At 63.6% G+C, this 13,199-nt stretch carries 12 protein-coding genes; 6 read left to right on the top strand and 6 right to left on the bottom strand.

Annotated elements, in window-relative coordinates; genetic code table 11:
• Nucleotides 1–41: 41 nt before the first annotated feature.
• Together LWC34_RS18150 and LWC34_RS58100 are read right to left on the bottom strand one after the other, a co-directional pair.
• The gene (locus LWC34_RS18150) at nucleotides 42–1,511 is read right to left on the bottom strand and encodes an MDR family MFS transporter (protein ID WP_233726217.1); all 1,470 of its coding nucleotides are present in this window, start codon (nucleotides 1,509–1,511) and stop codon (nucleotides 42–44) included.
• Between the two features lie 249 nt (nucleotides 1,512–1,760).
• Nucleotides 1,761–2,678, bottom strand: coding sequence for a winged helix-turn-helix transcriptional regulator (locus LWC34_RS58100; protein ID WP_233726216.1), 918 nt, complete (start codon nucleotides 2,676–2,678; stop codon nucleotides 1,761–1,763).
• A 46-nt stretch (nucleotides 2,679–2,724) separates the two neighbouring features.
• Between LWC34_RS58100 and LWC34_RS18140 the strand changes: the two genes are divergently transcribed.
• From LWC34_RS18140 to LWC34_RS18125, 4 genes are all read left to right on the top strand, one after another.
• Nucleotides 2,725–3,915 (top strand): acetyl-CoA acetyltransferase, encoded by a 1,191-nt coding sequence (locus LWC34_RS18140; RefSeq protein WP_233726215.1) that lies wholly within the window; start codon nucleotides 2,725–2,727, stop codon nucleotides 3,913–3,915.
• Between the two features lie 9 nt (nucleotides 3,916–3,924).
• Nucleotides 3,925–4,500, top strand: coding sequence for a carotenoid oxygenase family protein (locus LWC34_RS18135; RefSeq protein WP_233726214.1), 576 nt, complete (start codon nucleotides 3,925–3,927; stop codon nucleotides 4,498–4,500).
• A 113-nt stretch (nucleotides 4,501–4,613) separates the two neighbouring features.
• Entirely contained in the window at nucleotides 4,614–5,957 is a 1,344-nt protein-coding gene (locus tag LWC34_RS18130) for an IS701 family transposase (protein ID WP_443667751.1), read from the top strand.
• The gene (locus LWC34_RS18125; protein ID WP_308200093.1) at nucleotides 5,861–6,922 is read left to right on the top strand and encodes a carotenoid oxygenase family protein; all 1,062 of its coding nucleotides are present in this window, start codon (nucleotides 5,861–5,863) and stop codon (nucleotides 6,920–6,922) included. Before LWC34_RS18130 ends, LWC34_RS18125 begins: the two co-directional genes overlap by 97 nt.
• A gap of 741 nt (nucleotides 6,923–7,663) precedes the next feature.
• On the opposite strand, the gene LWC34_RS18120 is transcribed toward LWC34_RS18125, so the two are convergent.
• The 4 genes from LWC34_RS18120 to LWC34_RS18105 are packed head-to-tail and all read right to left on the bottom strand — an operon-like array spanning nucleotide 7,664 to nucleotide 11,137.
• Nucleotides 7,664–8,305 (bottom strand): response regulator, encoded by a 642-nt coding sequence (locus LWC34_RS18120; protein WP_233726213.1) that lies wholly within the window; start codon nucleotides 8,303–8,305, stop codon nucleotides 7,664–7,666.
• Complete coding sequence (locus LWC34_RS18115; protein WP_233726212.1) at nucleotides 8,298–9,476, bottom strand: sensor histidine kinase; 1,179 nt, start codon at nucleotides 9,474–9,476, stop codon at nucleotides 8,298–8,300. Before LWC34_RS18115 ends, LWC34_RS18120 begins: the two co-directional genes overlap by 8 nt.
• A gap of 10 nt (nucleotides 9,477–9,486) precedes the next feature.
• Complete coding sequence (locus LWC34_RS18110; protein WP_233726211.1) at nucleotides 9,487–10,221, bottom strand: ABC transporter permease; 735 nt, start codon at nucleotides 10,219–10,221, stop codon at nucleotides 9,487–9,489.
• Nucleotides 10,222–10,234: 13 nt separating this feature from the next.
• Nucleotides 10,235–11,137, bottom strand: a complete 903-nt coding sequence (locus LWC34_RS18105; protein WP_233726210.1) for an ABC transporter ATP-binding protein — start codon at nucleotides 11,135–11,137, stop codon at nucleotides 10,235–10,237.
• 180 nt (nucleotides 11,138–11,317) lie between these two features.
• Between LWC34_RS18105 and LWC34_RS18100 the strand changes: the two genes are divergently transcribed.
• Together LWC34_RS18100 and LWC34_RS18095 are read left to right on the top strand one after the other, a co-directional pair.
• Nucleotides 11,318–12,598: a glycosyltransferase 87 family protein gene (locus LWC34_RS18100; RefSeq protein ID WP_233726209.1), complete on the top strand. Its 1,281-nt coding sequence runs from the start codon at nucleotides 11,318–11,320 to the stop codon at nucleotides 12,596–12,598.
• Nucleotides 12,599–12,704: 106 nt separating this feature from the next.
• Nucleotides 12,705–13,181 (top strand): hypothetical protein, encoded by a 477-nt coding sequence (locus LWC34_RS18095; protein WP_233726208.1) that lies wholly within the window; start codon nucleotides 12,705–12,707, stop codon nucleotides 13,179–13,181.
• The last annotated feature ends 18 nt before the right edge of the window (nucleotides 13,182–13,199 follow it).

The following is a 13,199-nucleotide window of genomic DNA, read 5'->3' as shown; positions in this document are numbered from 1 at the left end:
GCCCCATTATCGAGGGTGGATTCACCGGCGAAGGTTAGCGATCAGTGCGCGAATCCGACGGCTTCTTTTTCGTCATCGTCGTCGTGGGACGCGTCAGCCCGGTTCGGCATCATCAACGCGACGACGACGGTCAGCAGCGAAAGCGCGGCCGCGACGATGAACGCCAGCCGCATCCCGCTCAACTGCGCGGCAGGCATGGCAACGCCATCAGCGACGAGGGACGCCGACCGCGCGGACAGCACAGTCACCACAAGCGCGGTGCCGAAGGCCGCGGCGACCTGCTGCAACGTCCCGAGCATCGAGCTGCCGTGCGAGTACAAATTCCTCGGCAGCGCGCCAAGGCCCAGCGTGAACGCGGGGGTGAACGTTGCCGCAAGCGACACCATCAGCAGCGTGTGCAGCGCGAGGATCAGCCAGTAGGGCATGGTCTCGGACACCTGGGTGAGCCCGGCGAGGCCGAGCACCGTGCCGATCGCACCGGGGATCACCAGCACCCGGCTGCCGAACTTGTCGAACACCTTGCCAACAGTCGGTCCGAGCAGACCCATTGCCAGACCACCCGGCATGACGAGCAGACCGGTCTGCAACGGGCTCAGCCCACGCAGGTTCTGCAGGTACAGCGGCAGCAGGATCATCGCGCCGAGCATTGCCAGGAATCCAATGGACAACAGCGCCAACGACAGCCCGTACGTGCGGTACCGCAGGACACGCAGGTCCAACAGCGGCCCGCCGGAACGCTGCAGCTTGAGCTGGCGGAGCACGAAAATCCCGATGGTCACGATCCCGCCTGCGACGATGCCGATACCGAGTCCGACGTGACCGGCGCCCTCGCCGAACAGGCTCAGCCCGTACACCAGACCACCGAAGCCCACCGTCGCCACGATGATGCTGAGCCAGTCGATGGAGCTGATTTCCGGCTCACCGATGTTCTCCAACTTGCGCAGCCCGAACACCGTCACCAGGGCCGCGATCGGCAGGACCACCACGAACAGCAGCCGCCACGATCCGAGCTGCAGGATCAGCCCGGACACAGCGGGCCCCAGCGCGGGCGCCACGGATATCGCCAGGATGACGTTTCCCATCACCCGACCGCGAGCCTCTTCGGGGACCACGTTCATCAACGTGGTCGTCAGCAAGGGCATCATCACGGCCGTGCCCGCTGCCTGCACGACCCGGCCGATCAGCAGCACGCCGAACGACGGCGCGACGGCCGAGAGCAGGGTGCCTGAGATGAACACACCCATCGCGATCGTGTACGCCTGACGGGTGGTCACGCGCACCAGGAACCAGCCGGTCATCGGGATGACCGCGGCCATGGTCAGCATGAAGACGGTGGACACCCACTGCGCCGACTGCTCGGTGACCTGCAACGACTCCATCAGCCGGGGAATGGCGTTGATCATGATGGTCTCGTTGAGGATCACCACGAACGTGGCCAGCACGAGCAGCCGGACCACGGTCGGCGTCCGGCCTACCGAATCGGCTGGACGTTCCCGGGGCGCACTTGGCATGGTTCGCTCCTAGCTGGGTCCTCGAGGTGTGGTCACCGGTACAGACCGGCATGCATGGTGAAACTCATCGACTCTGCCGAGTCTTCCGTATCCAGTCTCTCTTCTCACCCGATTTTCCGAACTCGGATCAATTGTCAGCTGTGGCTGAAACCTGCAGGTCAGGGTGGGTAATCGATGATCATGGCCGGTCCAGGACGAGGGCTCGTGCGACGTTTGTCACGATCAACGAAGGCGGTTGCGCGCCATGGATCAGGTTGCTACCGACCGGCGCGACCGTTCGACCTGAACCGAGGCGCCGCGCAGCCGCTCGCCGCACTCACCGCACTGCAGTCGCGGATGGAAGGCGCGCCCGCATTTCGTGTGCGTCAACCGCAGGGCAGGGCCTTCCGGCGCCTGGAACCAGCGGTGTCCCCACTCGATCACGGTTGCCACCACAGGAAAGAAGGCCCTGCCCTTGTCGGTCAGGTGGTACATCACCCAGTCCGCGCGTTGTGGATTCGGCGTCGCGACAAGCACACCGATATCGCAGAACGTCCGCAGCCGGTCCGCGACGATCGTGGGCGGCGCGCCCATGCGCTGCTCGAACTCGCCGAACCGCGTCGCCCCAAGGAACGCCGCGCCAACCAATGCTGTGGACCAGCGGTTGCCGATCAGCGCCATGGTCTGCGTGATCAGTTCGGTCGGCCGGTTGCCGGAGTGGGCACGGCGACGGGTGACGCCAGTGGGAATGCTGCGCTCCCAGCCACCGCTCGGCCCGAACTTGCCCAGCACATCCCGGGCGGCGGTGACTTCGTCGCACGCCTCGCACGCCAGCAGCGGGCTGAAAATCCGGCCGCACTTGCCGTGCCGCATCTCCGGTAGGTTGGCTGCGTCGACCCAGCGCTGCTCCCACGCCCACATCGACAGCAAGATCGGCCACATCTGCCTGCCGCGCTTGGTCAACAGATACTGACCGGCTGTCCGCCGCAGAATGTCGGCCTCAACCAACCGGTTGAGCCGCGTTGTCAGCACGGCGGTGGAGATCGGGCCAGCGTTGAGCCACTCGTTGTACTTGCTCAGGCCTTCGGTGAGGGCGAGTTCGACGATCCACAGCGTCCACTCGTCGCCGACGATGCCGTTGCTGACGGCGATCGCGTTCGGCCCGCCAGCGTCGAGTCGCGTGATCACTCTGTTAGTTGTAGCGCATCAACTCTGTTTGTTGTAGTAATGGAGAGTGGCAACCACCAGAATCGTTGGCGGTTACCAGACCGACTTCGCCCGTAACACCGTGCGGGAAGGGCTGGACATCGCCGACCTGTTCGCCGAGACCGTCCAGCACACGCTCGACCAGGCGCGCGTCCGGCCAACCGACATCGGGGTGATCCATGTCGGCAACGCCTTCGGGCAACTTTTCACCGGCCAGGGCCACCTGGGGGCCATGCCCGCGACAGTCGAACCCGGCCTGTGGGGCGTGCCCGCTGTGCGTCACGAGGCGGCGTGTGCTTCTGGTTCGATGGCTGTGCTGGGCGCGATGGCCGACCTCGAATCGGGCCGCTACGACGTCGCTTTGGTGCTTGGCGCGGAGATAGAGAAGACCGTCCACGGCGAGCTTGGGGCCAAACACCTCGGAGCCGCCGCGTGGGTCGGACATGAGGGCGAGACAGCGACTTTCATGTGGCCGCACATGTTTGACCTGCTTGCCGATGAGTACGACCGTCGCTATGGGCTCGACGACAAGCATTTGCGCGCTATAGCTGAGCTCAATGTGCGCAATGCCCGTAACAACCCGAATGCCCAAACCCGGGACTGGACGTTCACTCCTGGCAGTTTCGCCGCTGATGACACGGCTAATCCGCTTGTCGAGGGCCGGATCCGGCGTACCGACTGCAGTGCCATGACTGATGGTGCGGCTGGTGTCGTGTTGGTCAGCTCGCGTTACGTGGCCAACACGCCTAGCGCTGTGCTTGCTGGGTGGGGGCATCGCACTGTTGGTCTGCCGATGGCGCAGAAGCTGGCGCGTTCCGCGGACGAACCGTATGTGCTGCCGCATGTCCGTCAGACGATTCTCGATGCTTTCAACCGGGCCAAGGTTTCCGAGGTTTCGCTCATCGAGACGCATGACTGCTTCTCGATGAGCGAGTACGCGGCCATCGACCACTTTGGCATCACGGCTCCTGGCGATAGCTGGAAAGCCGTGGAAAATGGGGATCTGGAGATCGGCGGGCGGATTCCCGTCAACCCGAGCGGCGGCTTGATCGGCGGTGGGCACCCGGTCGGCGCGACTGGGGTGCGGATGGTGCTCGACGCGTACAAGCAGGTCACCGGGACGGCCGGGGACTACCAGGTGGCCGGTGCGCGGACCGCGGCCACGCTCAACATCGGCGGCAGCACGGCGACGTGCGCCAGTTTCGTGGTCACTGCGTAAGGGGAATCGATGGACATCGAGGTGCTGGGCCGCGCGTTGACGACGCTGCCACAGGACGACGACCACCCGTATCGCACCGGGCCTTGGCGCCCGCAGCATGTGGAGCGCGCCGCCGTCTCCCTTGAGGTGACCGGCGAGATCCCGGCCGACCTTGAGGGCGTGTACCTGCGTAACACGGAGAACCCGGTGCACCCGGCCGTCGAGATCTACCACCCTTTCGACGGCGACGGGATGGTGCACGCGGTCGGCTTCCGTGGCGGAAAAGCCTTTTATCGCAACAAATTCATTCGTACGGATGGCTTCGTTGCCGAGCAGGAGGCCGGGCGTGCGTTGTGGGCAGGCCTGGCCGAAGACCCGGCGCGCTCACCCCAGCAGACCGGTTGGGGCGCGCGCGGACGGATGAAGGACGCGTCGAGCACGGATGTGGTTATGCACAACGGTGTTGCGCTGACCAGCTTTTACCAGTGTGGTGACTTGTATCGGCTGAGTCCGACCACACTGGAGACTCTCGGCAAGGCAACCTGGAACGGTGGATTCCCTAGTACGGCAGCAGCCATTCGGGTTGTGACCTGTGGGGATGTGTAGCTGGGGCCGGTGGCGACATGGGGCAGCCGCCTGTTGATCATGTGTTTGTGAGAACTACAGGATCGCAGGCGGCTGCGGCTGCCAGGATAGGTGCTCGGTTGGCTGGGCGGAAACTGGGTGAGCTGTCCGAACGGCTGCGTTCGTGTTTTCGGCGGATCGAGCCGTTCGTGCAGGCGCGTAAGTACGTGCGGGCGGTGACAAGCGAGCTGCCGAAACGGAACGGCTGGACCATCGCTGAGTATGTCGGGGACCGGACACCGGATCGGACGCAGCGGCTGCTGAACCGGGCGGTGTGGGACGAGGCCGAGGCGATGGCGCAGATCCGGCGGTTCGCGGTGTCCGGGTTGGAGGAAGCGGCCCGCAAGGGCGGGCGCCGGCGCGGGAAGTTGGTGATCGGGGCGCTGGATGAGACGGGGCAGCAGAAGAAAGGTGAAGCCACCGCGGGTGTCAAACGGCAGCATCTGGGCTGCGCGGGTCGGGTGGAGAACGGGATCAACACGGTGCACCTGTCCTATGTGCGCGAAGGTGTCGGGCATGCGTTGATCGGGTTCCAACAGTGGATTCCCGAAGAGCACATCAGCGACCCGGTGACGTCGCTGCGCTCGGCGCTTCCCCTGGATCTGACGTTCCGCACCAAAGGACAGTTGGCCATCGACATCTGCACGACGGTGGCCGCGGACGGGTTCCGGCCTGATTTCTACTGCGGGGACGAGGTTTACGGCAGCTGCACCGAGTTGCGGGCCCACTTCGAGGCCGACAAGCAAGCCTATGTGCTGCGGGTTCAGAAGAACTTCCGGATCATCCTGTCCAGCGGCATGGAGCTGTCCTGCGACCAGGCCACGAAGACATTGCTGAAACGCGAGCGACAGTGGGAAATCCGCTCGGCCGGCAAGGGCTCCAAAGGCGACCGGTGGTATGCCTGGGCCTGGATCGCCACCAACTCGGCCCGCCACTACCTCCTCATCCGCAAACACCTGCGCACCGGCGAGTTGGCCTTCCACTACTGCTACGTGCCCGAAAGCGCACTGCTCACCAAGACCCGGCTGATCCGCGCCGCCGGGCTGCGTTGGCCTGTCGAGGAAGGATTCGAGTTCGGCAAAGACTGTTTCGGCCTGGACCAGGCTCAGGTCAGGCTCTACACCGCGATCGCCCGACACGCCGTGCTTGTATGCGCCGCTCTTGCGGTCTGCGCGGTCACCGCCGCACTGCTCCGCGACCGCACCGACAGTCAAGCCCCCGAACCCCTACACCCCGACCAGCTCCCACCCGCTGATCCCGGCCTGATCCCGCTCACCATCCCCGAAATCAAGCATCTGATCGCCGGCACCACCACACCCCGACCACCTGGACACGCAACCCACTGGGTGAACTGGCGCCGCAGGCATCAAGCACGATCACGCTGGTTCCACAAACGCGCCAGACTCGCCCGCGACATCAAGATCACCCAGGTCAGCTAACGAATGGCTGCTGCCGTACTAGTGATGTAGGGGTTTCCGCGCACCCGAAGTATGACGAGCGCACGGGCGAGCTGCTGTTCTTCAACTACAGCACCGAGGCGCCGTACATGCATTACGGGGTGGTGGATGCTGACGACAACCTGGTTACGTACATTGACGTGCCGCTGCCCGGGCCTCGATTGCCGCACGATATGGCGTTTACCGAGAACTATGCGATTCTGAACGATCTTCCATTGTTTTGGGCTCCGGAAGCGTTGGCGAAGGGAAAGTATGCATCGCGGTTCTATCCGGATATTCCGACCCGGTTGGCGGTGATCCCGCGTAGGGGTAAGACTGCGGATATCAAGTGGTTCGAGGCGGACCCGACGTATGTGCTGCACTGGACCAATGCGTACGAGGAAGGCGACGAGGTTGTGTTGGAAGGTTTCTTCCAGACCAACCCGGTGCCTCCGTCCGGTGGTGGCTCGCTTTACCAGCGCATGTTCCGGTTCTTGGACAGCAACCAGCTTGGTACCCATTTGCATCGGTGGCGGCTCAACATGACCACCGGGTTGTGCAAGGAGGAGCGGCTGACCGACGTGACCAGCGAGTTCGGCATGATCAACCAGCAGTACGCGGGCAGGCGGCACAGGTATAGCTACGCTGCGACTTCTCCGGCCGGGTGGTTCCTTTTCGACGGGTTGGTCAAGCACGATTCGCTTACCGGGTCGGCGGAACGGTATGAGTTTGGTGAAGGCGTGTTCGGCAGCGAGACTGCTATGGCTCCTCGGGTTGGGTCGACTTCGGAGGATGATGGCTATCTGGTCACGATCACCTCGGATATGAATCGGGATTTGTCCGAGTGCTTGATCTTCCATGCCAGTGATGTCAGTGCGGGGCCGGTGGCTCGGATTCGGTTGCCTGAGCGGGTCAGCAGTGGTACGCATTCCACGTGGGCGCCGGGTTCGCTTATTGCCGGTTGGTGAGGCTCGGTCTGGTCGGTTGGCTTCGGTTTTCAGCTTGGTTGCTTGGCTCGACTCTGCTTCCAGCTTGGTTGGTTGTGGTTTGGCTCGGTTTCCAGCTGGGTTTTTGTGGCTCGGCTTCGGTTTTCGGTGTGGTTGTTGTGGCTTTGTTCCTGTTCCAGCGTTTCGGTGGTCACCGCGGCTCGATTTGACATGGGAACCCCGCGCGGCAATGCCACTGACTTAAGCATTCTGGCTGGTGGCAAGCGGCGCAGGGTCGATTGGCGGTGGCGTTGATGTCCATAATGGACGATTGATCGTCACATTAGTCTCACTTACCCCGCGCGTTACTCCTGTTACCCCGGCTGGTGCCGTGAAGGCCACCTTCGCGGCATCCAACGCACCACAAGTTCCCCTCACGGACCATGGCGGGCCTGAATGAGGGCCACTGTGGACAGTCTCGTCCATCGGTGGCGCGGGTACGCCTTGCTTGCGGGCCGGGCCACTCGCGTTTCGCACCTCTAAAGATCAACCTCGCGCCCCACACCTGCAGACCACCTCTGAAGTGCGAGGACTCTCTCAAGTCAGTGGCATTGCCGCGCGGGGTTCTCATGTCAAATCGAGCCGCGGTGACCACCGAAACGCTGGAACCGGAACAAAGCCACAACAACCACGCCGGAACAGGAACAAAGCAAAGCAACCCAGCTGGAAACCGAGTCAAACCAGAAAAGCGCACCTCTGGAAACCAAGGCCAAACCGGCTGACTCACCCCGGAGGAGTCAGCAGTCGCTGGTTATAAGCCTCAGCCACCGCCGCAGCCCGATCGCTAACCCCCAACTTGCCATAGATATTCAAAAGATGGCTCTTAACCGTAGCCTCGGTAATAAACAACCGAGCAGCCGCCTCCCGGTTGGTATTCCCAGCCGCGACCAGGGTAAGCACCTCAAGCTCCCGCTGACTGAGCACCTGCGGAGCCGGAGCCTTGACCCGGTTCATCAACCAAGCCGCAACCGAAGGAGAAAGCACGGTTTCCCCTTTAGCCGCAGCCCGCGCCCCGCGAAGAAGATCCTCCCGCGGCGAGTCCTTGAGCAAATATCCAGTAGCACCCGCCTCGATCGCAGGCAGTACGTGACTGTCGGTGTCATAAGTCGTCAGAACCAGCACTCGAGCAGCAATCCCTTGCCGATCCAGTTCCTTGATCGCGGTAAGCCCATCCATCCCAGGCATCCGAAGATCCAACAAAATGACGTCAGGCTCAAGCTCAATGGCGAGCCGGACAGCCTCAGCCCCATCCCCAGCCTCGCCGACAACCGAGAAACCAGGCGCGGAAGCGAACATGCTGCTCAAACCATCCCGGACAACCGGATGGTCGTCGGCAATCAGCAGCCGTACCGGCCGGTCAGTCATGAGTTCCTCCGATCGGGATGCACGCCGAGATCCCTGTCCCCGCTCCAGGTTCGGATTCGATCTGCAGGGTGCCGAAAAGCTTTTCCACCCGCTGCCGCATGATCGTAAGACCGAACCCGCCGTTGACCCCGGCGGGTGAAAAGCCGGTGCCGTCGTCCCGGACATCCAAAGCGACCGAATTGTCCAGATAGGACAGTGTCACGCCAACCCGGCGAGCATGTGCGTGCTTTGCCACGTTCGCCAAAGCCTCCTGGGCCGTACGCAAAAGCGCAAACTCCGCTTCCGGAGACATAGGGCGCGCCATACCAGTGGTGGTGACCTGCACGGCGGTCCCATGCAACTTCGACCACTGGGTGGCGACTTCCGCCAACGCGTCGCTCAAACGGCCGGTTTCCAAGGGTTCCGGGCGGAGTGCGTCGACCGAGCGCCGGGCCTCGGTCAGGCTTTCCCTAGCGAGTTTCTTGATGGCATCGAAGGGTTTGCGCCACTCGTCGGGCACGTCGTGACGCTGCTCAGCCGCCTGCAGCTGGGTGATGATCCCGGTCAGCCCCTGTGCAAGAGTGTCGTGGATTTCGCGGGCCATCCGCTGGCGCTCATCCAGGACGCCTGCTTCCCGGGCTTGAGCAAGCAATTGGTCGTGCAGGCCCGCATTCTCGGCAAGCGTCGTCGCCAGAAGCTTGTTCGTACGGTTGAGCTCGTCCCGTTCGGTCTCCTCGAGCCGGAGGATCCACCCCAAGCCAACCATGATGATCACGTTGACAACCACGATGATCGCGTAAATCGCTGGACTGTCCACAGTGGATGCTTGGGCCATCCCCGCGACAGCCGCGACCCCGGCGGCAGCTGGCAACCGCCACGGCCACGGCAGGATAGCGAAGGCATAGATGTACGGGGCCGGAGTGAAAAACCCGAAAGCCGGGTGCCGGATCACCAGGATCGCGGTCAGAATCAGCAGACCGGTGAAGAACACGCCCATGATCACGGGCCGGTCCCACCAGTCACGGCGTCGAGTGAACATCCCGTACATCCACGCCGCAGTCGCCGCGCACAACACGAGATCGGCCAGCGGCAAATGCTCCTCGTTGACGACCGTGAACACGGTCAGAAACGCCAGCAACGCGTACGGGACCACGGTCACCAACAGCCGTGGCGGCTCGTCCTCCCTGGTCACGGCGCTGAGTCTATTGCCAGCGGAACCAGCGAATGGCCGCCGCTGTGCACACGACGGTGTAAGCGGCGAGGACAAGCAGGGGTTGTACACCGGGAAAGTCGCCCAAAGACGCTGCTTGCAGGGCGATCGCCCCGGCGCCCAATGGCGTGTAACCGCTGATGTCCTGCAGGAGCGGCGGCATTTCGTGGTACTGAACCCAGAGTCCGGCGAAGAACATCATCGGGAAGAACAGAACCGTGCCAATCGCGGTGGCCGGACCACGCCCAGGCGCCAAAGCCGTGATCAGCAAACCGATCGAGACCAAAGCAGCGGTGGCAAGCAGCCATCCGACGATGAAGCCCGCAGGGTTCTGCGGAAGCCGGACGCCAAAACCCAGTTTGGCCGTGGCGAGAAAAACCACCAAGGCGGCGATGGCGATAGCGGTATTGACGGCAACCTGCGCGCCAAGGACACGAGCCGGGTTGACGGGTGTGGTCTGCATACGTCGCAGTACGCCGTTCTCCCGGTAGCCCACGAGCATCGTCGGCATCGCGGACAGCCCGAGGATGGCGAGGTTGAACAGGATCAGAACGGGGACGTAGAGCTCGAACGTGGTCGGGCCCGCTGATGTCGGCTCGTTCAGAACGGGAACGCTGCCGAGGATGATCAGCAGGAGCAGCGGAAAACCGACGCCCCACAGCGGGCCGGTCTTGTCGCGCAAGGTGAGGACGGACTCGGCCTTGACCAGCTGCCAAGTGGGGGACATGAGAGGAACTCCTTTACTTGCCACGCTTACCCGTCAACTCCACATAGGCGTCTTCCAAGCTCGCCTGCTCGACCCTGAGCCGCTCAGCCACGATCTGATTCCGAGCCAAAACCGCCGTCACGGCGTTCAGCACATTCGCGTCACCCGTGACAATCACGAGCTCACCCCGCCGAACCACGCTGGAAACCTCAGGCAAGCCACGAAACAACGCCTCATCGACCGGCCGTGTAGGCCGGAACTGCACCCGTTGCTCGATCCGAGCCTGCTCAGTGAGACCCACCGGCGTATCCACGGTGACCACCCGGCCGGCGTCGATCAAAGCGACCCGGTCGCACAACCGCTCGGCCTCCTCCATGAAGTGCGTGACCAGCACGATCGTCACCCCGCGGGCACGCACCCCCTCGATCAACTCCCACGTGTCCCGACGAGCCTGCGGGTCCAAGCCGGTCGTCAGCTCGTCCAAGATCGCGATACGCGGATTGCCCACCAATGCCAAAGCGATCGACAACCGCTGCTTCTGACCACCCGACAACTTCCCGTATGGCACCTTCGCCGTGAGTCCAAGGCTGGACATCAACTCCCGCCAGTCAGCGGGGTTGGGATAGAACGAGCTGTAAAGCTCCAAAGTCTCCGCGACCTTCAACCGCGCAGGCAGCTGGCCGTCCTGTAATTGGACCCCAAGTTGCCGGGTGAGCGAAGCGCGATCACGAAGCGGGTCGAGGCCCAGCACGCGGATCGAGCCTCGGTCCGGCGTGCGCAGACCCGCGATCGACTCGACGGTCGTGGACTTGCCCGCGCCATTCGGTCCGAGAACCCCCAGAATCTCGCCCTCACGCACGGTCAACGAAACGTCATCCACGGCGACCTTCGAGCCGTACCGTTTATGAAGGTTGCGTACCTCGATCACTGCTGACATGCCCGCAAGCCTGGCGATGAAAGCCCACGGGCAACATTCACCAGGCGACCGGAACCAGGCTCAGCCGACCGACGGACCAAACCAACCGATCGGTGGAGGAGACGCCTCTCAGCTGCGGGTTTGCCGCGCTTTGGGGCCCCGGGTCAAGCGGTGATGACGGCGTACCAGAAAATAGGCTGAGTGAGCGTGTCACTATGGGCGGTTGAGGAGCGCGGCTCCGCGCCACGGGTGCCCCGAGGTCGCGTGATCCCCTCTCCGGTTTTCTGGACCGTCCTCGTGCTCGGCGTCATCGCCATCGGCTACTACGTGATCCAGGTCTTCGAGGAGCCCGTCATCCGGGCACACCAGATCGACCTTTTCGCGTACCGGGTCGGCGGCTCGCGCGTCTTGAATGGCGTCTCGCTCTACGACACCCCACTGATCGGCGATACGAAGGGCGTCTTCGAGTTCGTCTACACGCCGTTCTCGGCGCTGACGTTCATCCCGGTCGTCGTGCTCTCGGGCACGTGGTTCACCGTGATCGGCTCGCTGATCAACTTCGGCCTCCTGGCCGGTGTGGTGTGGCTGGCGCTGAGCTGGCTCGGGTACGTGCGCAACGTCCGGCTCGCCACGATCAGCGTGGCGATCGCCGGGGTGCTGCTGTGGTGCGAGCCGATCAGGCAGACCGTGATCTTCGGCCAGGTCAACCTGGTGCTGATGGCGCTCGTGCTGGTGGATTTCGCGCTGCCGGACCGCTCGCGCTGGAAGGGTGTACTGATCGGGATCGCCGCGGGGATCAAGCTCATCCCCGCGTTTTTCGTGCTGTACCTGCTTTTCACGAAGCGTTTCCGCGCGGCAGCGGTCGCTGGAGCCACCTTCGTCGGCACGGTGGTGCTCGGCTTCCTGGTGCTGCCCAAGGATTCGATGACGTTCTGGGCAGGCGCCTTCCTTGACCCGGCGCGTGTCGGAGTCCCGGATCATCCGGCGAACGAGACGTTGAAGGGCATGATTTCCCGCTCCCTCGGCGTAGGGACGGGACAGCAGTTGCTGTGGGTCGCGCTCGCTGGTGTTGTCGCTCTCGTCGGTCTGATGCTCGCTCGACGGCTGTCGCTCAGCGGCCGCGAGCTGCCCGCCGTGCTGCTGTGCGGTCTGGTGTCGACGGTGGTGTCGCCGTTCAGCTGGCCACATCACTGGGTCTGGCTCGGGTTGCTGCTCGTGTACTTGTTCCACCTGTCGCTGCAGCCGGGCGCTGTCTTCGAACGGTTCGCGCTCGGGGTGACGTGGGTGGTCACCATGGGCGGCGTGCTCGGGCTATTCGATGCTCCCGTGCCCACGATCATGGACATCCCGTCGTGGAACGGCCTTGGCGTCATCTGGCACAACGCGTACGTCTGGCTCGTCGCCGCGATCTTCGTCGTGGTGATACTGCGGATGGGCAAGGAGAAAGCCCGCATGGCAGAACTGGAATCCGCGCTTCGCTGACTTATAGAGAACAAAAGAGGTCTTCTTGTCCGGAAGGGCAGGAAGACCTCTTTTCGTTGGCGTCATCAAACTTGACATGGCGCCATGATGGCGCCATAGTTGGCGCATGGACCTCACGCCGTACGTCGAAAGCCTTCGCCAGGAGCTCCTGGCGGCAGCCGAACCGGGCGAAGCTGCCGCACTGGCGCAGCGCCTCGCCGCGGCGGTCACGTCGGCCACCAGGCTGACCATGCTCGACGTCCTGTCGGCCGCCGCGGACGAGATCACCAGGGAGATGGCGCCTGGTTCGGTCGAGGTCCGGCTGCGCGGTCGTGACCCGTTCTTCGTGGTCGTCCCGGGGGAGCGGGACATCGAGGAAGAAGAGGTCGCGCCCGCTCCCGAACCCGTGCCAACGGACGGTGCGGTTTCGCGGATCAACTTCCGGCCGCCTGAGCAGCTAAAACAGCGCATCGAGGCGGCCGCGAACCAAGAGGGACTATCGACCAACGCCTGGTTGGTCCGAGTCGCCAGCGCGGCGCTCGCCGCCGACAAGCGGACCCGGCGCGGGCGCAAAGACGGCCACTTCACCGGCTGGGTCGGTTAAGACCCACACCAACACATG

Origin of the sequence: Kibdelosporangium philippinense (genome assembly GCF_021390435.2) — a bacterium.
Taxonomy (GTDB): Bacteria; Actinomycetota; Actinomycetes; order Mycobacteriales; family Pseudonocardiaceae; genus Kibdelosporangium; species Kibdelosporangium philippinense.
Note: the sequence above shows the minus strand (reverse complement) of the source record. Positions and strands in the feature narration are given on the sequence as shown.

Bases quoted from the DNA above. Each gene is read 5' to 3' on its own strand.
- LWC34_RS18135 (WP_233726214.1), top strand. From the start codon at position 3,925: ATGGACATCGAGGTGCTGGGCCGCGCGTTGACGACGCTGCCACAGGAC.
- LWC34_RS18150 (WP_233726217.1), bottom strand. From the start codon at position 1,511: ATGCCAAGTGCGCCCCGGGAACGTCCAGCCGATTCGGTAGGCCGGACG.
- LWC34_RS18120 (WP_233726213.1), bottom strand. From the start codon at position 8,305: ATGACTGACCGGCCGGTACGGCTGCTGATTGCCGACGACCATCCGGTT.
- LWC34_RS18095 (WP_233726208.1), top strand. From the start codon at position 12,705: ATGGACCTCACGCCGTACGTCGAAAGCCTTCGCCAGGAGCTCCTGGCG.
- LWC34_RS18105 (WP_233726210.1), bottom strand. From the start codon at position 11,137: ATGTCAGCAGTGATCGAGGTACGCAACCTTCATAAACGGTACGGCTCG.
- LWC34_RS18110 (WP_233726211.1), bottom strand. From the start codon at position 10,221: ATGTCCCCCACTTGGCAGCTGGTCAAGGCCGAGTCCGTCCTCACCTTG.